This is a genomic window from Priestia koreensis, from assembly GCF_001274935.1.
GTDB classification, from domain to species: Bacteria; Bacillota; Bacilli; order Bacillales; family Bacillaceae_H; genus Bacillus_AG; species Bacillus_AG koreensis.
Genome location: NZ_LILC01000019.1, coordinates 214,342 through 235,281, shown reverse-complemented (window position 1 = coordinate 235,281; position 20,940 = coordinate 214,342). Strand labels below are relative to the sequence as shown.

Here is a 20,940-nt window from a genome sequence, read left to right as displayed (position 1 = left end):
GTTCGAATGTCATTTCATCCACTCATTGTCTTTTTTAACTAGCAAAAGACCGATTCCAAAAAGAAATCGCTCTCTTGAAGTCGGTCTTTTTACTTTTGACTCACACACTTATGCAGAGCATTAAGCATAGGAATGTAAGCCCGCAATGACCAAGTTAACGGCCACTAGATTAAACATAATAATCGCAAAACCTACAACGGCAAGCCAAGCAGACTTTCTGCCGTGCCATCCTTTTGAAAGACGCAAATGTAAAAATGCCGCATAAAACAGCCATGTAATAAGCGCCCAAACTTCTTTCGGGTCCCATGACCAGTAGCGTGTCCATGCTTCCTGCGCCCAAATCATCGCGAAAATAAGTGCCCCTAACGTAAACACCGGGAAGCCAATCGCAACAGAGCGATAGCTCACTTCATCAATTAAATCCAGCTTCGCGTTTTTCACAAGCGGCTGAAGCGCTTTTCCAATACGCTTGCGTAAAATAAGGCGAAGCAGGAAGTATAAAAGAGCACCGATCACTAATGACCATAAAAACGTATTTAATTTACTAGCATTAATAACGGCTGGCAAATAGAAAAACGGTTCGAAATGGCCTTTCGTTATCAGCTCACCTGAATGAGGACCTACAACAGCAGGAAGATGGTACACTGCCTGTGCTGCTTTTCCTGTCTTATCCACCCAATTAAACTCTGTTTTATAACCAATTCCATTAAAAATGGAGGTAATCAGAATAAAACCGATCGTACTGATCAATGAATAAAGAACGACTTCCATCCAAAAAGTTTGCTTGCCTTTTTTTGATTGATCAATGACTTTTAATAAATAGATTAAACCACTCGCAAAGCTAATTGCTAAAATCGCTTCTCCCGCTGCTGCTGTTGTAACATGAATATACAACCAATAGCTCTTAAGCGCCGGAATAAGAGGCGACACCTCACGTGGAAACATGCTTGCATAAGCAATAATTAAAAGCGCGATTGGTAAAACAAACAGACCAACCATGCTGATACGATAGATGAAATAAATAATAATAAAAGCACCTACAAGCATCATACCGAAAAACGTCGTAAACTCAAACAAATTACTTACAGGAGCGTGACCTGACGCAACCCACCGCGTAATAAAATAGCCAAGCTGCGCGATAAAACCAATGATTGTCGTCACAATCCCAAGCTGTGCCCACCTGCTAATTTTGCCCGCATGTTTTTTATCTCGAATGGCTCCGCCAAAGAAAAATGTCCCGACCAAATATAGAATAAACGCAATATACAGCAAGTTACTGCTCACCGATATTAAGCTCATGCCCCAACCTCCTTCTTATTTGCGCTTTCCGTTTGATCCTCTGGCAACGCAAATACTGTATCTTTTAACACACCGTTAAGCTCATTGCGGATTCCATACCAGTTTTTATTCGTATGTGCTGCAATCCATACTTCGTTATTTTTCCGTTGAATCCAAATACGACGATGATTCCAGTACATCCCTTGTATAACACCAATCATAAAGATGGCACCACCAACAGCTAGAATCCAAAGCGTCATATCTTTGTGTACGGTCAGACCGGTTACGTTTTTCGTTTCAATTCCAGAAAACTCCATCTTATATTTGTTGGTACCTTCAGCTTCAATGTTTTGTTTAATTGCAATAAAGCTTTTTTCACCTTTTGGTCGATCAGGCGCAATCATTTGCATCACAAAAGCAGGGTTATTTGGAATTTTAGTTTTTGTATTTGGCTTGTTTTCGTCATCAAAGTAGAAATCAGGATAATATCTTAAAAGCTCTACTTTGTAGCCGTTTTTCAAGTCATACTCATGTTGAGGATCATGGAGGTTAATTTTGATCGTTCCATATTCTTCTTTTGTTGTCTTATTGACCATGCTAAGTGACATAGTGCTCAGCTCATCTAGCTTAAAATCACTTTGATAGAGCGCATAGTGGTCATATTTGAGAGGATGATTTACTTGAATTTGGTCACTTTTTACTTTATGTAAAACTGGGTCTTCCCCTGCCACTGATTCACCTGTTCGTTTGTACAGCTGAACGTTAGACTGAAAGTTTTTAGGTACATTTCCAACGCGGTCAATGGCTTCTGAAAATACCGCTTTGTCTTTTCCCTTTTCATACTGTTGAAACACAAACTGCTCGTTTTTCAAAAAGTATTCTCCGTTTGTTCCGGGAATTTCCTTCGTCTCCCCTTCGCGTATCCATAACGTTTTGTCCACGTACATTCCTGGTACGAAGCGGAGCATAGCCCCAAATAAGAAGATAATAAGTCCAATATGATTGACGTATGGGCCCCAACGAGAAAAGCGGCCCTTTTCAGCTAAAATATTTCCGTCTTCTTCCCGAACGTTGTAACGACGTTCTTTCAAACGCTGTTTCACAGTTTCATAGTCTTTACTCGTAGATTGATAGCTTACGCTAAACAGTCGTTGTCTTTTTAAGAAGTTAACATGACGCTTTACGCCCTGCTTTTTCAGCGCCTTATAGAGCGGAATTACGCGGTCTAAACTACAAATGACAAGAGAAATTCCAATAGAAGCAATTAAAATCATATACCACCAGGAGCCGTACAAATTATCAAAGCCAAGCTTGTGATAGATATCCCCTAAAACGCCGTATTGATCCTTGTAATATTGATCTGGTGTAAACGCCGGCGGTATGTAATCTTTTTGTGGATAAATCGTTCCTATGGCAGAAGCTGAGAGCGTAATCACAATCAACCAAACGCCTACTTTAACAGAAGAAAAGAAGTTCCAAATTTTATCAATAATCGTTTTATTATACGTTTGCGATCGTCTCGCACTTCCTTCATACTTCATATCAAGTAATGCACTTGAAGCGTCTTTTACTGGCTTTCCGCAGGCTTCACAAAAAATCGTTCCGTGTGGATTCACATGTCCACATTCACATTTCACATGTTCCATCACCAAAACTCCCTATGGTTTTATTTCATCCATGTATTCTTTTATCTTCGATTCGTCCAATCCACCTAAAAAGACGTCCACAACGCTTCCATTTTTATCAATTAAATACGTTGCAGGAAGCTGATCGATGCCGTACACATTTTGGACCTGTGATCCCTTGTCAATCATCACTGGAAACGTTAGTCCATATTCCTTCACAAACTGACGGACCGCAAAATTAGTCTCGTCCACATTCACTGCCAAAATATCAACGCCTTGTTCTTTGTACTTTTCATACTGACGCTGCATCGCTGGCATTTCTCTCTCGCAAGGCTTGCAATACGTTCCCCAAAAATTTAGAAAGACGCCTCGACCGCGATAATCCGATAAGCGGTGCTTCTCTCCCTGCAAATCTTGCAGAACAAAATCCGGGGCTTTCTTGCCTGCTGCTACGGTTTCTTTCGATGTAAAAAAATTAGCATAGAGCGTATAGCATAAGGCAATCAGCAGGACAGCTAAAATAGTAGTCCTTATTAGTAAACGACGTTTTTTCATGCTGATTCTCCCCTTTAAAGCGTTCTCAAAATATTGTCTACATTATACCATTTTTAGTTATTCATAACTTGCTATTTTTTTGAATCTTATGTGACAAAATCAAGGATTTATCTGTTTCCCTCTTACTCATCTCATCTCCCTCCATTATTTTGTAAGCACTTCCATAACATGAAAGAAAGCGATGGGAAATCCCTACTGAAATAGGAATTTCCTCACCGCTTCATTCAGACTACTTTCCTGGACAAGTTCATTATCGTCCTGAACCACTTTGTGCATGAGCACGAAGCTGTTTTACCTCATGAGTCGTTAACTCACGAGATTCTCCAGCATTTAGTCCGTGTAAGGTTAGAAAACCGTAACGTTCACGACGAAGCTTTAACACAGGATGTCCTATTGAATCTAACATGCGGCGTACTTGTCGATTTCGTCCCTCATGAATAATTAATTCAACGATAGCAGTTTGTTTTTTCTTGTCCAATGAAACAAGCTTTGCTTTTGCAGGAGCCGTTTTTCCATCTTCAAGCATAACGCCTCGCTCAAGCTGTTTGATCTGCTGTCTCGTTGGGATGCCTTTTACTTTGGCAATATATACTTTATCTACCTCGTATTTTGGATGCGTCAGAACGTTGGCAAATTCGCCATCGTTTGTTAATAAAAGAAGCCCAGACGTATCATAATCCAGTCGTCCAACAGGATAAATACGCTCTTGTACATTCTCGAAATAATCAACAACCGTCGTACGGCCTTTATCATCTTCAGCACTCGAAATAACTCCGCGAGGTTTATATAAAAGAAAATAGACAGGTGCTTCTCGTTGAAGAGGGATTCCATTCACTTCTACTTTATCTTGTGAGCCTACTTTGACTCCTAGCTCCTTCACTACTTCTCCATTTACTGTTACTTTTCCTTCTTTAATCATCTCTTCCGCTTTACGTCTAGACGCAACACCGGCATGAGCAATTGCTTTTTGTAATCGTTCCATTTTGCATTCACCTCTTGTAACATCTTACTTGTTTCAAAATATGAATACAAGCCTATCCTGAATTATTACACGCTCTTTCTTTTTAAAGCCATTAGAAAAAGCGCGTCTGCCTACGCGCTTTTAGTTTCCAAACATGATCCAAACAACAAAAATAGCGGCGATAATCCCAACAAGGTCTGCAAGCAACCCCACTTTTACCGCATCCCCCATTTTCTTGATCCCAACGGCACCAAAATAAACGGTCAGGACATAAAACGTCGTATCTGTACTGCCTTGCATCGTTGAAGCGAGCCGTCCGATGAACGAGTCTGGGCCGTACGTAGAAATTAAATCTGTCATCATACCAAGCGCTGCGGTACCAGAAATTGGACGGATCAGTGCGAGCGGCACGACTTCCGGAGGGACGTGCAGAGCTTCTAGTAGAGGACGCATTAAATTCAGTAAAAAATCAAGGGCACCTGAAGCCCTGAAAACGGCAATCGCTACTAACATCCCCACTAAAAATGGAATGATTTGAAAGGCAATTTGAATGCCTTCCTTACCGCCTTCAGTAAAGGTTTCATATGTAGGAACTTTTTTATAGGTTCCATAAAGCAAGATAAACCCAATAATTAAGGGGATCAACAAAAGAGAGAGCTGATTAACGGCTGTCATTTGGTTTTCCTCTCCTTTTTTACTCTCCTATGATAAAAATAGCGATCTAGTAAAATACCACCAATAGCAGAAATGATTGTAGCAAGTAAAGTAGGACCGATAATCTCGGCTGGGTTTGCGGAATCGTAGGTGATCCGGACGGCGATGACCGTCGTCGGAATAAGCGTAATGCTTGAAGTGTTAATAGCTAAGAAGGTAATCATGGAGCGGCTTGCTTCGTCTTTATTTCCATTTAATTTTTTTAATTGTTCCATTGCTTTAATACCAAGAGGCGTAGCCGCATTTCCAAGTCCAAACATATTCGCCATCATGTTTGATAAGATGTAACCGATGGCGGGATGATCTTTTGGAACCTCTGGAAACAGCCGAGTAATGAAGGGTCGAAAGAGAATGGCTAGCTTGTCAAGAAGACCAGATGCCTCGGCAATCTTCATCAAGCCTAGCCAAAAAACAAGAATACTAATAAGGCCAATACTTATGGTAACCGCGTCTGTAGCACCTTGAAAGATTGCTTTGTTCACCTGCTCGACGCGGTCATTTACAACGGCAAAAATCAATCCGATAATGGTGAGAGCCATCCAGATCAGATTAACCATCCGATCTGACTCCGATCACCAATGAAAACATATGCTTTACCTCACCCCAAAAGCTTGGAGATTCTTTTTTAGCAGAGGCTGCACCCTTTTTTAAATAAATAGGGATATTCCCAATTGCTTCATCGTCCTGATAAATTTTAATGCGTCCCACAATGTTTGGAACGGAATCCGGATTAGATTTCCACTTTTTCACTTGGGGCTTTAATAGCTTGGTCTGAAGGCTCACATCATCTTTTTCACCGTCTGATAACGGATACACAAAATCTCTTTTAACGTACAGCTTATTTTTGTAAAAAGTGTTTTTAATATCATCAAGCGTTCCTTTTTCAACAATTTTGACCGGCTTAAATAATTTAAAGCCTTGATCAAACATGTACGTATGATCTTTCCAGTCATCTGGATCATTAATGGTAACAGCAATTAAATTAAGATTTCCTTTTGTAGCGGTCGTAACGAGCGTTCGCTTTGCACGTTTTGTATAACCCGTCTTACCACCGGTGCAATATTTATAAAACGTAGTAAGTAGCTTATTTTTGTTTTTCCATACGCGATCCCATTTTTCAGTTGGATGAGTTGTGCGGTAAATCTTCGTTCCAGAAATATCACGAAACGTTTTGTTATGCATGGCATATCTCATTAAAAGTGCCATATCATAGGCCGTAGAATAATGATTTTCATGATCATCAAGTCCATGAGGATTCGCAAACTCTGTGTTCACCATCCCAATTTCTTCTGCTTTTTGGTTCATCATGTGAACAAACCCTGGTACGCTCCCACCAACACTTTCAGAAATAGCCACTGCAGCATCGTTTCCAGAACGAAGCATGAGCCCGTAAACAAGATCACGGAGCTTAATTTTTTCATTTGGCACCAAATACACGGAAGAACCTTCTGTTTTCACTGCGTTGGCACTAACTTTTACTTCTGTATCTAATTTGCCTGATTCGATCGCAATAATTGCGGTCATGATTTTTGTAATGCTCGCGATTCGCATCTTGGCGTTTGGATTTTTCTCATACAGCACTCTTCCTGTGCTTTGTTCCATTAATACTGCGCCTCTAGCACTTACTCCTCCAGAAATTTTTTCAGATGCTGCTGCAGAAGGAGAAAAAATGTGCATAGAAAGGAGTAAGCACATGATCACTATAAATGTTTTGCTGAATACCCTCATCGTATCCCCGTCCCTTTACCTATTTGTACAAGTGTATGCTTGTCTTGCTGAGTTATGAATAAATTTGTGCATTCCCTTACTATCTCTCTCTTTTTCTAAACTATACGCAGAATAAATGGATAAAAAATATATTTTTATCTTTTTTTACCATTAAAAATCCCCAAAAAAAGAAGCCATTAAGCGCAATGCTTGATGACTCCTCTCTTTTGTTGAGGACTCTTATGTATCAACTGCCATATAGGTCCGTTGCAACCCTTCTGAGCTTCTCTGTTTACTGCGACTGCTTGATCTTCGTGAGATAATCTGTTTCATAATACTGAAGCTCTTCTCTCATCGTTTGAAAATCACTTTCTAACGATGTCACAAGGCCTTCAAAAGAAGCTGGCGGTGTGAAACGATATTTAATCGAGTTTCGGCCCGTATAGGCTGAACGGCTATCTTCGTACCATAAATCCGTTTTCGGCGTAAAAAACTCTTCTACACACTGATGATAAATACGGTACAGTGCTCGCTCTGCCGCTGCTTTACGGAAAGGCTCTGTAACAGAAATAATTTGGCATGCCTCTAATCCTTCTTCACAAAAAACGGCCATGCGTCTTACGTTAGATAGTAGAGACTCATAATTTTCTATGGACCACTCTTGTTCTTTTTGTAAATCATCAATTTTTGTATTATTTAAAAAACCATTCATTGATTGAATAGAGGTCGCTAATTTTTGCTGTACTAATTCGATTTGCGATTTTACGATTACGTTTCCCATCATTACTCTCCTCCATCATTTCTTTTCTTTCAAATCCAAACAGCTCGTGAGCAATTCCCCACCTGGCATTTTGTGATCTACTATATATTATCACACTATTCCAACTGTTTATAATGTTTTCTCTATTCCACGATTTTGTTGAACTTTTCGAAAAACAGATCTGTTTCTTGATCCAAATCCTGTTCCTTCATATCTTCAGGTAAAGGAGGAAGATCTTTTAGCGTTTTCAGACCGAAATAGTCCATAAATTCGTTTGTTGTGCCATACAAAATAGCTCGTCCTGCTCCCTCTGCGCGCCCCACTTCCTTAATCAGCGCTTTCGCTACAAGCGTTTGCAGCGGGCGCTCCGTCTTAACGCCTCGGACTTCTTCGATTTCCACACGTGTAATGGGCTGTCGATAAGCGACAATCGCTAATGTCTCAAGCGCAGCCTGTGAGAGCGACTGGCTAGTCGGAATATCGACCAGCTTTTTAATATACTCTGCGCTTTCCTTTTTGGTGACTAATTTATATACATCCGCCACCTCGATCAGTTCTAGACCACGAGCCTCATTATCATAGCTCTTAGAAAACTCGCTCATTAAGTGACTGACAGTTTTCTCATCCATTTCTAAAATCGTACTTAATTGATTCAACGATAAGCCTTGATCTCCTGCAACAAAAAGCAGAGATTCAATAATAGCTTGATTATTCACTAACTGTCCCTTCCTTCTCGATACGATACAAATAATTCATCAAAATTCCCTTCCTGCTCGACAACAATACTATTTTGCTTCATTAACTCTAGCACCGCTAAAAACGTAACGACGATATGAGGCTTTTCCTCTGACGGAAATAGATTGAAAAAGCTCGTCCGCTTCTTTAGCTTGCGAAGGGAGACCACAATCTCTTCCATCCTTTTCTCAATCGGAATTTCCTGTCTTGTAATAGTCGTTCGTACAGGTCTTTGAATTTGTTTACGTTTCATCATTTTTTGGAGCGCACTTAGCATGTCATACATCGTGACATCAAGCTCCTGCTGTTCTTCTTTTGCACTTTCATGTAGATGACTCAAATCGCTTGGTAGCTTTGAATGTGCAAGCTTACGTTCTTCCTCACGAAGTCGTAGGCTCTCAGCCGCTTCCTTGAATTTCCGGTATTCAACGAGCTGCTGAATAAGTTCCTGACGAGGATCCTCCTCTTCATCAAACTCATCGTATTCAGCTAGCTCTTCCTCTTCATGTTTTGGAAGCAGCATTTTACTTTTAATCGCTAATAGTGTAGCAGCAATGACTAAATACTCACTTGCTACATCGAGCTCTAACTCCTGCATCGTATGTATATACATCATGTACTGCTCGGTAATCTGAGCAACAGGGATATCATAAATATCAATTTCAAATCGATTAATTAAATGCAATAGCAAGTCAAGTGGCCCTTCAAAGGCATCTACTTTTACGTTATACTCCATATATTTTCACCAACATTCCACTCTTTACAATTCGTTATGCCATTTAAGTATAGAGCATTCTAAAACCAAGTCCAACTATATTCGTAAATCTGTTTTAAAATTTTGTCATAACGAGTGATGGTTTAGGGGGTCTTTAGAAGCGTCTCTTTTATAGTTTGAAAAAATCCCCCTTATTGGCGTCTGCTGAGTGATAACGAATGGTTTAGCAGTATGCATAGATTTTCACTTTAAAAAGTTACCTCCTCTAGCTTGTTATATCTCCTACAGCCAAAAAGGTTCCCGTCCTTTCATGAACTTATTTTTACGATCATGTATAGAAAAATAGGTCATATGCCCATACATAACTGTCTTCCCGACATATGATGGGATTGTAGTTACAAACCACAAGCTTAAGGCTGAAGGAGGAAATAGCAATGGGTGAAAAATGTGATGGGTACGGTTATGGATCTGGATTTGCATTATTAGTAGTGTTATTCGTACTACTTGTAATCGTTGGATGGTCCTACATCTGCTAATGGATTTACCCCAAGTGTTCAGTAAAAGCTGAACACTTTCTTCATTTTATTTTCCATACATAGCATGCTACACTTAAATCCAAGACAACGTAAAAGGAGGAAAATAGATGTATCCTCGTGCTTATATTGACTACTTGGTTCATTTCCACGGTGATCGTGATTATTTTGAATGCCACGAAATTCTCGAGGAGTTTTGGAAGGAAAAAGAGGCGAAGCATCGTGATCAAGTCTGGGTCGGGTTCATTCAAATCGCCGTTTCCCTCTATCATCAAAGAAGACAAAATTTCAACGGTTCGTTTCGCATGATGAAAGGCGCGATTCGCATTCTTTCAACGCATGAATCAATGCTTTCAACGCTTGGATTGGATGGGGAGACACTACTTCGTATCCTAACGAAACGTCTAGAGGAAATTTCAGCTCATCAAGCGTATCGAAGTTTGTATCTTCCTATTGTCGATCAAGGATTGCTTCAACAATGTGAAGCTCGTAGCCGTGAATTGAATATGGGTTGGTGGAAGGATTCTGATTTAAAACTCGAGGCAATTACTCATCGTCACAGCCTTCGAGATCGAAGTGACGTAGTAGCCGCTCGGAAGGAAAGCTTAGAAAAAAAACAAAGCCATAGATAAGCGCTACCGCTTGACTATGGCTTTGTTTTTTATATAATCCGGTCATACATGAGGGCTACTCATGCACCTTTTAAACGCCATTACGCGTCACATTTATCAAAAAAAGACGAAATGTGTTCATTTGGTCTTACTTCTTTATCGGCATAGAGCCTTTTAACTTCTTGCAACATCGCTTTCCCAATTCCTTGGTGACGGTGTGAAGGATTCACACTAAGATGTTGCACTTCAATCATTTGATCGTTGAGATTTGTTACCCCAATTATTCCAATAAGATCATCTTCTTCTTTCCACAAATACAACTGCCAGCCATCATTTTGTTCATATTCTTTAATCGTCTGCTGAAGTTTTTTTAAATCTTTTTCTGTCGGCATAAAAGAAAGAAGTCCCATTGCAATCTTTTCATAATTCCGTTTGTAGCGAATAAGCATAACATTCTCCCTCGTTATCGGATATCTGAAACTTTTTATGAATCATTTCCAACTAAATATGTAGGCGACTTTACCCTCTAACACCTATACACGGATTTTTCCACACAGCTCTTGTACAATCTTCTCTATGATACAAAATTTAGATAGCAAGATCAACATAAGAACGTATATTCCTATATATTTTATAAGAAATAGCTCTTCTGTTTAAAGAAAGCACTTGTTATGTTAGAAATACCCAATATACAATCCCCCAAATCAAGCTGAGACTAACTAGACCACCAAACAAAATCAGATTTTGCTTGTTCATTTTCTCCCCCCTCATCTCATTATTATAAGGCAGTAAAAAATGATTGAACATGCTCCACGTCCAATAGACGAAAAACGGTCACAAATTCCACGTTTGTGGAACCTGTGACCGTTTTTAACAATTTGACGAAGCGCAGATTATTCTGCGTCCCAAACTTTTACTTCTTTCATTGTATCGCCATTACGCATGCGAAGAACAGAATCAAGACCTTCTGTTACTTTTCCGAATACTGTATGAACACCGTTTAAGTGTGGCTGTGGCTCATGAACGATGAAGAATTGACTTCCACCCGTATTTTTTCCAGCATGCGCCATTGAGAAAGAACCTGCTTCGTGCTTATGAGGGTTTCCTTCTGTTTCACAGTCAATTGTGTAACCAGGGCCACCAGCACCTGTTCCTGTTGGATCTCCACCTTGAGAAACGAATCCAGGAATTACACGGTGAAATGTAACACCGTTGTAGAAGCCAGAGTTTGCAAGCTTTTCAAAGTTTGCTACTGTATTTGGTGCTTCGTTGGGATATAAATCAAATTCAATCTTTTCGCCAGTTTCCATAAGGATATAACCTTTTTTAGTCATTATGTATCCTCCTCATCATATAATCCTTTCTATATTAGCATCTCTTCGGCCAAATAAAAAGTCCAACCACTCGAGCAACAGTATTTTCCATATTTTTCACATCATTTTCCCAAAAAAATTTGGTTTGATGGAGCAGTATTCAATCTCTAATTCGATGTTAACTCTTCTAGCCTCTTTAAAGGAGTATCTGTGGAGGAATTTTATGAGAAATGAAACTTTTTAAAAGCATTTTTCGTCTTATTAGTGCGTTCGTGCTCTGTACGCATAATTGACAAAAATGTAAAGAATGTGCATGATGGTCATGTGAAGGAGGTCGTAAATAGTACGATGAAAAAGATAATTAATTCACTATTAATAACAGGACTGTTGCTAAGTGTTCCAGTCGTAAGCTTTGCAGATGCTGCGGTAGGTGATACAATTGTAACGCTTGGACAAGATTTAAAACCTCAAGATAAAGAAAAAGTATTAAATGACCTTGGGGCAAGTACTGATGATCAAACCGTTACCGTAACAAATGCTGAAGAATATAAATATTTAGGTGATTTTATTCCGAAAGCACAAATCGGCTCTAAATCCATTTCCTCGGCTAGTATCACATTAGAGGAAAAAGATTCTGGTATTCGTGTAGAAACGAATAACATCGAGTGGGTTACAGATGAAATGTATACAAATGCGCTTATGACAGCCGGCATTAAGGATGCAACGATTAAAATTACCGCTCCTTTTAAAGTATCTGGAACCGCTGCATTGACGGGGATTATGAAAGCTTATGAGATTCAAACTGATAAGAAGATTCCTGAAGAAGTAAAAAAAGCGGCCAATGAAGAAATGGTGCAAACAGCGAAGCTAGGTGATTCTGTCGGACCAGAAAAAGCGGCAGCCCTCATGGCCAAAATCAAAGAAGGCATCGCTAAAGAAAAACCGGAAACTAAATCTGACCTTCGCGAGTTAATTAAGCGCGCAGCGGATGAGTTGGGTATTACGCTTACAGATTCTGAGCTTAATTCTTTAGTAGATTTATTTAATAAATTAAAAGATTTAAATATTGATTGGGGTCAAGTGAAAGACCAACTGTCTGCAACAAAAGAAAAGGTGACAACATTTCTTCAGTCTGAAGAAGGACAGTCGTTCCTTGATAAATTGAAACGCTTCTTTATTAGCATTATTGACTTTATTAAATCATTATTTTCATAAATAGAAAAAGGAGCTCTGCAATCGCGCAGAGCTCCTTTTTCTATTTATGGTTTTTTCACTTTTACTTTGTAGCTTAAATCGTTACGAACGAGATCTTCATACGTTTCACGCTTAATTACCAACTGCGCATCGCCATCTTCGACAAACACAACAGCAGGCTTCGTTAAACGGTTATAATGACTTGCCATGGCATATCCGTAAGCCCCTGTACAAAATACGGCTAATAAGTCATGAGGTTTTGCTGCTGGAAGTGGGATATCCCAAATTAGCATATCTCCCGACTCACAGCATTTTCCAGCAATAGAGACAACGTCTTTGTTTGGTTCGTTAGCCTTGTTGGCAAGAACGGCTTCATATTTCGCCTGATAAAGCGCCGGACGAATGTTATCGCTCATTCCTCCGTCAATAGACAAATATTCCCGAATGTCTGGAACGCTTTTACGCGCGCCTACTTCATAGAGAGTTGTACCGGCATCTCCAACGAGTGAACGACCAGGCTCAATCCAGATTTCAGGGAATGGAATATCCATCAGTGCAACCTGCTTCTTTACTTCATTAATAATAACATCCACGTATTGAGAAACAGGAATTGGCGTGTCTTCCTCGGTATAACGAATACCAAATCCGCCTCCTAAGTTAACGACTTCCGGAATGAAATCTATGTTCTCTTTCCATTCTTTAATTTTTGTGAACAGCTTTTGAATGGCCATAACAAATCCGGTTGTTTCAAAAATCTGCGATCCGATATGGCAGTGAATTCCCAACAGATGGAAGCGGTCATCCTCACGAACACGCTTAATCGCTTCATCAGCCTGGCCATTTTGCAAACCGAATCCAAATTTTGAATCCTCTTGACCTGTCGTGATGTAGTCATGTGTGTGTGCTTCTACCCCAGGTGTTAAACGTAACAGAACGGGAATTTTCCCTTTGGCATGTGAGGAAACTTCTTTTAATAATTCAATTTCATAAAAGTTGTCGACTACAATACAGCCGATATTTTCTTGTAGAGCCATTTCAAGCTCTGCTTTACTTTTATTATTACCATGGAAATGGATTTTTTCTTTTGGAAATCCGGCTTTAAGCGCCGTGTATAGTTCTCCACCTGAAACAACGTCTAATGATAGACCTTCGTCATGAACGAGCTGAACCATTGCCACACTTGAGAACGCTTTGCTTGCATAGGCTACCTGTGCTTTTACGTGATGCTTCTCAAACGTCTCCTTGAACTGGCGAGCCTTTTGACGAATTAATGCTACGTCATATACATACAACGGTGTGCCGAACTGTTTTGCTAAGTGAACTGTATCGACACCACCAATTTCTAAATGTCCTTCATTATTAATTCTGCTTGTTCCATGTAAAAACATCGCTTTACCTCATTCCCAACTGTATGAAATTATGTAGAAAAAGACAGCTCACCCGTCATTGAGGTGATAACTGTCTTTTTACGTGACCGTTTACTTAATAAAAACAACCTTACCATAGAATAATATTTCTGGCAATTAGAATAGTTCCTTTTTTTCAATATTCGCTTCTATACACTTTTGATTAGTCGCCTTCACGCTTCTTATCTAACGGATGGACAATGCTCGGTCGCATTTTCGCACCTGCAACCGGTGTACGAATAATAATTTGCCACAGTGCTTTCATATTGAATGGAATGAACGGCCATAAGTACGGAGTATTAAGCGATCTTGTACTCGCTAGGAATAAGATATATACCGTCACGCCTATTACAAATCCCGGAATATGGAACAATGCGACCAAAATAGAGAGTGCAAGCCGCGACATTTTGTTTGCTACGCTCAGCTCATAGCTCGGCGTAGCGAACGATCCAATCGCAGCAATGGCGACGTACAAAATAACTTCAGGAACAAATAGTCCCACATCAATGGCAATTTGTCCGATGAGAGCTGCTGCAATTAACCCCATTGCGGTCGATAATGGGGTGGGCGTATGAATGGCGGCCATCCTCAGAAATTCAATTCCGATATCTGCAAAGAAAATCTGCAGTACAGTCGGAATGTGTGTATGTTCGTTTGGTCCAATAAAGGCTAGACGCTCTGGTAGGAGCGATGGTTCTAATACAAAGAGAAGCCATAGTGGTAGAAGGTAAATGGATGTTAAAATGCCTAAAAAACGAATCCAACGCACAAATGTCCCAACCGCAGCAGATTGACGATATTCTTCTGCATGCTGAACATGATGGAAATAAGTTGTTGGCGTAATGATCACACTTGGTGAGGTATCTGTAATAATAATAACATGTCCCTCTAGCAAATGACTTGATGCGATATCTGGCCTTTCCGTGTAGCGAACAAGAGGGAACGGATTGTATCCTTGTTTAATTAAAAATTCCTCAATCGATTTGTCAGCCATTGGTAAGCCATCAATATTGATCGCTTCTAGCTCTTGTTTGATGATTTTCACGAGTCCTGGATCTGCTACTCCATTAATATAACCAATACAAACGTCCATTTTTGAACGTTGACCAATTTTCATAATTTCGAAGCGAAGACGACCATCTCGAATTCGTCGACGTGTTAACGCCGTATTGATGATGATATTTTCCGTATACCCGTCTCGCGCTCCACGGATTACCTTTTCAGTGTCTGCTTCTTGCGGCTGTCTTCCTGGATAGGAACGCACATCAATTTCATACCCGATTTCCTCTCCATCAATAAGTACTACGATGAGTCCAGATAAGAACGTATCTCGTGCCTTTTCTAACGTTTTAATCGGATTTACCTGCTGATGAATTAATCGATTTTCAATAATCTCACGCGCTTTCGCTTTTTCACGTTCGTTATCGTTAATCTCAACGAGCTGTTCGACGACCTTGATAATATAGGCGCTGTCACATAGACCCGTAACATAGTATAGATGTACAGCACGATCTAAAATTTTAAGCTTACGAACGCCCACATCGAAGCTCGTAATCATACTCGCATTCTTTTTAAACCACTCATCATTATCATCCACTCGCTTAAAAATAGGCGTTTGATCATAGGATTCATATGTCATAAAAACCGCTCCTTTCCAAGATAATTTGTACGGCTTGCTCGGTAATCGGACACCCTGCTTCTAAATCATCATAGCGCCCCATTTTTCCAATATCGCCGATTCCGACGATGATCGGAATATTTAGCTGATCTAAGCTGTAAACCGTATCACCATTAATACGATTACTTTCAAACTCTTCAATTCCATTTTTGTCAACGCCGCTTCCGGTTAGCATTCCGAATCGATCTACGGACACATCGACCCTTGTCCATTCATTTTGATGTGTATTAGAGGCTACTGCTATTGCACCCAATACCTCAATTTGTTTGTGAGTAGCTACCACTTTCATCGCTCGTTCGCCAGGACCCTCTCCAATAAATCCACAGTCATCAAACATCACAAACACAGGATCATAAGGGGTCTGTAAAATGTACTGAACCATTTGCATACCGGATAAATGTGTTGGATTTCCCTGTGACTGAGAAATGCAACGACCTCCCATTTTTCTAGCAATATGCTCGAGCGTTCGCTGAGCATATTCGTCTCCATCGGTTACCAAGATGACCCTTCTTCGCATCATGTTTCTATCCTTTCGGCTTAAAAATAAGAGCCACGATAAAACCAAACAATATCGCAGAGGAAATACCGGCAGACGTCAATTCGAAAATCCCCATCGCAATCCCAATAAATCCGTGCTCGTCTGCCTGTCGCATCGCTCCGTGTAAAAGGGAATGTCCAAAGCTTGTGATCGGAACCGTTGCCCCGGCCCCCGCAAATTCAATAAACTTATCGTAAATACCAAAACCATCTAAAACAGCCCCTGCTACGACAAACAAACTCATAACATGTGCGGGTGTTAGATTTGTAAGATCGAACAACAATTGTCCAATGATACAAATCGCACCCCCTACAACAAAAGCAATAATATACTCCATCATCCTCTTCCTTTCTACAATGCTTCCATTACTACGCCATGCGCAATGGTTGGAATGGATTCCTTCTGTTGAATCATCGTTGGGCTTAAAAGTGCTCCAGTTGCCACGACAAGTACGCGCTTTAAGGAGCCGTTTTTCATTTCGTTTAAGATGTGGCCATATGTAACAACAGCTGAGCAGCCACATCCACTTCCTCCTGCAAATACGTTTTGATCTGGACGATAAATCATAAGTCCGCAGTCATTGTGTACATCCGATAAATCGTAACCTTCGTCTTTTAAGAGTTGTTTCATTACGGGACTGCCAACACCTGATAAATCGCCTGTAACAATTAAGTCATAGTCACTTGGTGATGTGTTCATATCGATAAAATGCTGTTTAATTGTATCTGCCGCCGCAGGGGCCATTGCAGAACCCATGTCAAATGGATTTTTAATCCCATAGTCCGTTACTCGGCCAATGGTCGCACTTTTAATTCGTACGAGTCCTTTCTCCTTTGAAACGAGGGCTGCTCCTGCGCCTGTGATCGTGGATGTCGCACTATTAGGTTTTTGTCCCCCATACTCTGTCGGATAGCGAAACTGGCGCTCGGCAGTGGCGTTATGACTGCTTGTTGCGGCGATGATCCGATGAGCAAATCCTCCGTCCACAAGAGCCGCTCCAACAGCTAGCGTTTCCATCGACGTCGAACATGCTCCAAACATACACAAAAAAGGAATTCGGTGATGTCGTGCCACATAGTTTGCCGTCACGTTTTGGTTCAATAAATCTCCTGCTAGAAAAATGTTAATATCGTCATACGTGAGGTTTGCCTTTTGCAAGCACGTATTGACCGATTCGTTCATGAGTCGTCGTTCTGCTAATTCCCAATTATCTTCTCCGCAATGAAGATCGTCATGAATCTCATCGAAGCTTCCAGCAAGGGGACCGTCTGCTTCTTTTGGTCCTACAGACGTGCCCGTCGAATTGATATAAATCTCGTTTTCAAATACCCATGATTGTTTTCCAACTAATTTCATTCTCCAAAACCTCCTTGAACACTAGAGTAACTGACTAATCACATAGCGGATAATACCCACCACGTAAGCTGATAAGGCTCCAAATACGATGACATTTCCCGCTAACTTAAACATGTTCGTTGCAATTCCTAATACAATTCCTTCACTTTTATGCTCGAGCGCTGCACTTGTGATCGAGTTTGCAAACCCTGTAACAGGAACCGCTGATCCCGCCCCGGCAAATTGACCGATTCGATCATACACACCAAACCCTGTTAGTAAAGCCGACAATAAGATAAGCGTTGCAACGGTTGGGTTTCCTACCGTTTGTTCCGTAAAATTAAAGTATGCTAAATAGAAGTTTTCAATGGCTTGACCTAGTGCACAAATAAATCCACCGACTAAAAAAGCTTTTAAGCAATTTGTCACATAAGGAGTTGGTGGCTGAAATTTTTTGATGTTTTTTTGATAGTCATCCTTTAGCTTTTGCTGATTTGATGATTGATCCATAGTAAGAGCCTCCTTTTATAATTCAACAAAGTAAATCCAGTGAAACAGTGATCCCATTACCTTTCCAAGGACAATGGCCATTAAGAGGATGACAATCTTTTCGTCAATCCCGATTCGCTTTGCCATAATAGGGAGAACATTTAACACCTCTGTCAAGCCCGCAGCGAGCATACCAATGAACATCCCGCTTCCGGTTCCGACAATAACAGCAACAAAAAGCGGCAGATGAAGCGAGTAATGATTCAAGCTAAACCACCCTCCGCCTACTGCTCCTGCTACTACTCCCCACTCATAGCCTCGAATATATTTCATTGTCTTCGTCAGCTGCATTAGGCGTGGAATAATGCCTAAAACCGTTAAGAACGCAACAAACCCCGATCCAACGGCTAATCCCCCTGCCATCCCAATAAAAACAGTCAATACCACACGGATCGTCATGGTTTTTTCTCTACCTTTTCTTGACTTTCGTGCCTGATGACGTACTGATCTAAATCCTGCTGATAATTGAACATTTCCACTTCTAATGGACTTGGCTCTTCGTTAATACGTTTCCGAAATAAGTGATTAAAGAACAAGATCATCCCCATTCCGAGACCAATTGAATACGGAATTTGTAGCAGCAGCGGCTTTTCATCTTCTACACCCGTTAAAATATAAAAAAGCTTTTGATGCACCTGCTGCATGCTGACATCTTCGTGAAAATTCATAATAGCGAGCGCTGCCCCAATAAATAAAAGAAGCCAAACAAGCACAAAGAAAAAAGGGGAATAGTTTCTCTTTTTCAACAAAACTTCCACAATCGTCTCGGAAGGACCAATCGTTTGAACGTCCACATCCGGGTAGTGTTGGTGAATCGTTTGAATAACATTCATCACATCAATAATGACAATGTTTTTGTCGCTCGGAGTGATTTGATAAATGTCCTTAGAGGCAATCGATGTTACCAGCGCGTCCTCCCCTACAAGCATGACGAGCTTTTCAATCTTTACGACCTCGTTTGAACGTGCTCGAATACGATGACGCATTCGTAAATAAATGGTCGGTTGCATCGTGATCACACCTTACTCTTTTCCTTTCTGATTAGTATGAGTTTCCAACTAACCGATCATACAGACAGCTTTTATCCATTAATTAACAAAAAGAGAGCAGACGCGATTGCATCTGCTCTCTTTTTGTTAATTTTCACTTTCCATTTGGCTTTTCATATGCTTTAAGATTTTTTTCTCGAGCCGTGACACTTGTACCTGTGAGATGCCGAGTCTTGAGGCCACTTCTGATTGTGTTTGGTCTTTGTAGTATCTTAGGTAAACAATTAAGCGTTCACGTTCATCAAGTCCATCAATTGCTTCTTTCAACGCCATTTTATCAAACCACTTGGTTTCATTTTGATCGGCAATTTGATCAAGCAATGTGATCGGGTCACCGTCGTTCTCATACACCGTTTCATGAATTGAGGATGGTGCACGATTCGCTTCCTGAGCCATTACGACTTCCTCAGGGGTGATGTCTAGAAATTCTGCTACTTCAATAATGGTAGGAACACGGCCTAACGTTTTGGAGAGCTCATCCTTTGCTTTTCGAATTTTGTTGCTCATCTCTTTTAGGGACCTGCTCACTTTTACTGTCCCATCATCTCGAATAAAGCGCTGGATTTCTCCAATAATCATTGGGACCGCATAGGTCGAAAATTTCACGTCATACGACAAATCAAATTTATCGACCGACTTTAAAAGTCCTATACTCCCAATTTGAAACAGGTCGTCTGGTTCATAACCTCGATTTAAAAACCGCTGTACGACAGACCAAACGAGTCGCATATTTTTCTCAACAATTAAATCTCTTGCCCCTTGATCTCCTTGCTGACTTCGCTTAATAAGTGCTTTTACCTCAAAATCCTTTAGATAACTTTCCGACTTATCATTTTTGACCTCCACATCCATCGGCAGATCTCCTTAATTGCACAAAGCTTTGCTTTTTGATAAGTGCTTTTTTAAGTGCAGTGTCGTTCCCGTTGCAACGGAAGATTCAATGTGACATTCGTCCATGAAATTCTCCATAATTGTAAAGCCCATTCCTGATCGTTCTAAATCAGGCTTGGTTGTAAATAAAGGCTGCTTTGCCTCTTCGACATCTTCAATTCCTACTCCAAGATCTTTAATCAAAATCTCCACGACGCCTTCATCTGTTAAATACGCCGAGATATACACCATGCCATCCGGACTGTTTTCATATCCGTGAATGATGGCGTTCGTTACGGCTTCTGATACAACCGTTTTAATTTCAGTAAGTTCATCCATAGTTGGATCTAATTGAGCAACAAATGCCGCTACGGTGACACGAGCAAACGACTCATTTTGACTAAGCGACGAAAATTGGATGTGCATTTCATTTTTCATTATGCCACCCCCAACTTTTCGAGTGCGTGTGACTCGTCCTGCTCTAACCCAATAATTTTAAAGAGACCTGACATATCAAATAGTCGCTGAATAGCAATTGGAATCGAACAAACGACCATTTCGCCACCACTATTTTTGATTTGCTTGTATCGACCTAAAATAACTCCAAGACCTGAGCTGTCCATAAACGTCAGATGTTCCAAATTTAACACCATATGTTGAACCCATTCTTTTTCCAAAACGGCCGTAATTTCTTTTCGTAAGTAATCTGCTGTGTGATGATCTAACTCTCCACCTAATCTTGCTAATAACACACCTTGTTTAACTTCAAGCTTAACAGAAAGACTCAATCCACTTACCTCCCTGTATTCAATCG

At 40.5% G+C, this 20,940-nt stretch carries 26 protein-coding genes; 3 read left to right on the top strand and 23 right to left on the bottom strand.

Annotation, left to right across the window (positions count from 1 at the left end; translation table 11 throughout):
* Positions 1–120: 120 nt before the first annotated feature.
* The 10 genes from ccsB to AMD01_RS15090 form a co-directional block, all read right to left on the bottom strand.
* Entirely contained in the window at positions 121–1,299 is a 1,179-nt protein-coding gene (gene ccsB, locus AMD01_RS15135; RefSeq protein ID WP_053402267.1) for a c-type cytochrome biogenesis protein CcsB, read from the bottom strand.
* Positions 1,296–2,924: a cytochrome c biogenesis ResB family protein gene (locus tag AMD01_RS15130; protein ID WP_053402266.1), complete on the bottom strand. Its 1,629-nt coding sequence runs from the start codon at positions 2,922–2,924 to the stop codon at positions 1,296–1,298. Before AMD01_RS15130 ends, ccsB begins: the two co-directional genes overlap by 4 nt.
* Before the next feature lie 12 nt (positions 2,925–2,936).
* Complete coding sequence (resA, locus tag AMD01_RS15125; protein WP_053402265.1) at positions 2,937–3,458, bottom strand: thiol-disulfide oxidoreductase ResA; 522 nt, start codon at positions 3,456–3,458, stop codon at positions 2,937–2,939.
* A gap of 250 nt (positions 3,459–3,708) precedes the next feature.
* Positions 3,709–4,440 carry a pseudouridine synthase gene (locus tag AMD01_RS15120; RefSeq protein WP_053402264.1) on the bottom strand — a complete coding sequence of 244 codons (732 nt, stop codon included), beginning with the start codon at positions 4,438–4,440 and terminating at the stop codon, positions 3,709–3,711.
* Between the two features lie 120 nt (positions 4,441–4,560).
* Positions 4,561–5,094 (bottom strand): spore maturation protein, encoded by a 534-nt coding sequence (locus AMD01_RS15115; protein ID WP_053402263.1) that lies wholly within the window; start codon positions 5,092–5,094, stop codon positions 4,561–4,563.
* On the bottom strand, positions 5,091–5,690 hold the full coding sequence (locus AMD01_RS15110) for a nucleoside recognition domain-containing protein (protein ID WP_053402262.1): 600 nt from the start codon (positions 5,688–5,690) through the stop codon (positions 5,091–5,093). Before AMD01_RS15110 ends, AMD01_RS15115 begins: the two co-directional genes overlap by 4 nt.
* On the bottom strand, positions 5,683–6,810 hold the full coding sequence (locus AMD01_RS15105; RefSeq protein WP_245638955.1) for a D-alanyl-D-alanine carboxypeptidase family protein: 1,128 nt from the start codon (positions 6,808–6,810) through the stop codon (positions 5,683–5,685). The genes AMD01_RS15110 and AMD01_RS15105 overlap by 8 nt, the downstream gene beginning before the upstream one ends.
* A gap of 322 nt (positions 6,811–7,132) precedes the next feature.
* Positions 7,133–7,621: a YpuI family protein gene (locus AMD01_RS15100; RefSeq protein ID WP_053402260.1), complete on the bottom strand. Its 489-nt coding sequence runs from the start codon at positions 7,619–7,621 to the stop codon at positions 7,133–7,135.
* A gap of 122 nt (positions 7,622–7,743) precedes the next feature.
* Positions 7,744–8,316 carry an SMC-Scp complex subunit ScpB gene (scpB, locus tag AMD01_RS15095; protein ID WP_157052751.1) on the bottom strand — a complete coding sequence of 191 codons (573 nt, stop codon included), beginning with the start codon at positions 8,314–8,316 and terminating at the stop codon, positions 7,744–7,746.
* A complete protein-coding gene (locus AMD01_RS15090) occupies positions 8,316–9,071 on the bottom strand; it encodes a segregation/condensation protein A (protein WP_053402258.1) in 756 nt (251 codons plus the stop codon). Before AMD01_RS15090 ends, scpB begins: the two co-directional genes overlap by 1 nt.
* Positions 9,072–9,484: 413 nt before the next feature.
* On the opposite strand from AMD01_RS15090, the gene AMD01_RS23575 reads away from it, so the two are divergent.
* Complete coding sequence (locus AMD01_RS23575; RefSeq protein ID WP_083446568.1) at positions 9,485–9,586, top strand: YjcZ family sporulation protein; 102 nt, start codon at positions 9,485–9,487, stop codon at positions 9,584–9,586.
* 107 nt (positions 9,587–9,693) lie between these two features.
* Entirely contained in the window at positions 9,694–10,215 is a 522-nt protein-coding gene (locus AMD01_RS15085; RefSeq protein ID WP_053402257.1) for a DUF309 domain-containing protein, read from the top strand.
* A gap of 80 nt (positions 10,216–10,295) precedes the next feature.
* Here AMD01_RS15085 and AMD01_RS15080 read toward each other — a convergent pair whose 3' ends face one another.
* Positions 10,296–10,643 (bottom strand): GNAT family N-acetyltransferase, encoded by a 348-nt coding sequence (locus AMD01_RS15080; RefSeq protein ID WP_053402256.1) that lies wholly within the window; start codon positions 10,641–10,643, stop codon positions 10,296–10,298.
* A gap of 444 nt (positions 10,644–11,087) precedes the next feature.
* Positions 11,088–11,528, bottom strand: coding sequence for a peptidylprolyl isomerase (locus AMD01_RS15075; protein ID WP_053402255.1), 441 nt, complete (start codon positions 11,526–11,528; stop codon positions 11,088–11,090).
* 327 nt (positions 11,529–11,855) lie between these two features.
* Here AMD01_RS15075 and AMD01_RS15070 point away from each other — a divergent pair, with 327 nt between their 5' ends.
* On the top strand, positions 11,856–12,722 hold the full coding sequence (locus AMD01_RS15070; RefSeq protein WP_053402254.1) for a DUF1002 domain-containing protein: 867 nt from the start codon (positions 11,856–11,858) through the stop codon (positions 12,720–12,722).
* Between the two features lie 44 nt (positions 12,723–12,766).
* On the opposite strand, the gene lysA is transcribed toward AMD01_RS15070, so the two are convergent.
* The 11 genes from lysA to spoIIAA form a co-directional block, all read right to left on the bottom strand.
* Positions 12,767–14,089: a diaminopimelate decarboxylase gene (gene lysA / locus AMD01_RS15065; protein ID WP_053402253.1), complete on the bottom strand. Its 1,323-nt coding sequence runs from the start codon at positions 14,087–14,089 to the stop codon at positions 12,767–12,769.
* A gap of 181 nt (positions 14,090–14,270) precedes the next feature.
* Positions 14,271–15,746 (bottom strand): spore germination protein, encoded by a 1,476-nt coding sequence (locus AMD01_RS15060; protein ID WP_053402252.1) that lies wholly within the window; start codon positions 15,744–15,746, stop codon positions 14,271–14,273.
* The gene (spoVAEA, locus tag AMD01_RS15055) at positions 15,736–16,302 is read right to left on the bottom strand and encodes a stage V sporulation protein SpoVABEA (protein ID WP_083446567.1); all 567 of its coding nucleotides are present in this window, start codon (positions 16,300–16,302) and stop codon (positions 15,736–15,738) included. The genes AMD01_RS15060 and spoVAEA overlap by 11 nt, the downstream gene beginning before the upstream one ends.
* Before the next feature lie 7 nt (positions 16,303–16,309).
* Positions 16,310–16,660: a stage V sporulation protein AE gene (gene spoVAE, locus AMD01_RS15050; RefSeq protein WP_053402250.1), complete on the bottom strand. Its 351-nt coding sequence runs from the start codon at positions 16,658–16,660 to the stop codon at positions 16,310–16,312.
* Between the two features lie 14 nt (positions 16,661–16,674).
* The gene (spoVAD, locus tag AMD01_RS15045) at positions 16,675–17,679 is read right to left on the bottom strand and encodes a stage V sporulation protein AD (RefSeq protein ID WP_053402249.1); all 1,005 of its coding nucleotides are present in this window, start codon (positions 17,677–17,679) and stop codon (positions 16,675–16,677) included.
* Between the two features lie 21 nt (positions 17,680–17,700).
* Positions 17,701–18,168, bottom strand: coding sequence for a stage V sporulation protein AC (gene spoVAC / locus AMD01_RS15040; RefSeq protein ID WP_053402248.1), 468 nt, complete (start codon positions 18,166–18,168; stop codon positions 17,701–17,703).
* Positions 18,169–18,183: 15 nt separating this feature from the next.
* A complete protein-coding gene (locus AMD01_RS15035; protein ID WP_053402247.1) occupies positions 18,184–18,606 on the bottom strand; it encodes a stage V sporulation protein AB in 423 nt (140 codons plus the stop codon).
* A complete protein-coding gene (locus tag AMD01_RS15030) occupies positions 18,603–19,217 on the bottom strand; it encodes a stage V sporulation protein AA (protein ID WP_053402246.1) in 615 nt (204 codons plus the stop codon). The genes AMD01_RS15035 and AMD01_RS15030 overlap by 4 nt, the downstream gene beginning before the upstream one ends.
* Positions 19,218–19,343: 126 nt before the next feature.
* Entirely contained in the window at positions 19,344–20,108 is a 765-nt protein-coding gene (gene sigF / locus AMD01_RS15025) for an RNA polymerase sporulation sigma factor SigF (RefSeq protein ID WP_053402245.1), read from the bottom strand.
* Between the two features lie 12 nt (positions 20,109–20,120).
* On the bottom strand, positions 20,121–20,564 hold the full coding sequence (gene spoIIAB / locus AMD01_RS15020; RefSeq protein ID WP_053402244.1) for an anti-sigma F factor: 444 nt from the start codon (positions 20,562–20,564) through the stop codon (positions 20,121–20,123).
* Positions 20,564–20,914: an anti-sigma F factor antagonist gene (gene spoIIAA, locus AMD01_RS15015; RefSeq protein ID WP_053402243.1), complete on the bottom strand. Its 351-nt coding sequence runs from the start codon at positions 20,912–20,914 to the stop codon at positions 20,564–20,566. The genes spoIIAB and spoIIAA overlap by 1 nt, the downstream gene beginning before the upstream one ends.
* Positions 20,915–20,940 lie beyond the last annotated feature (26 nt).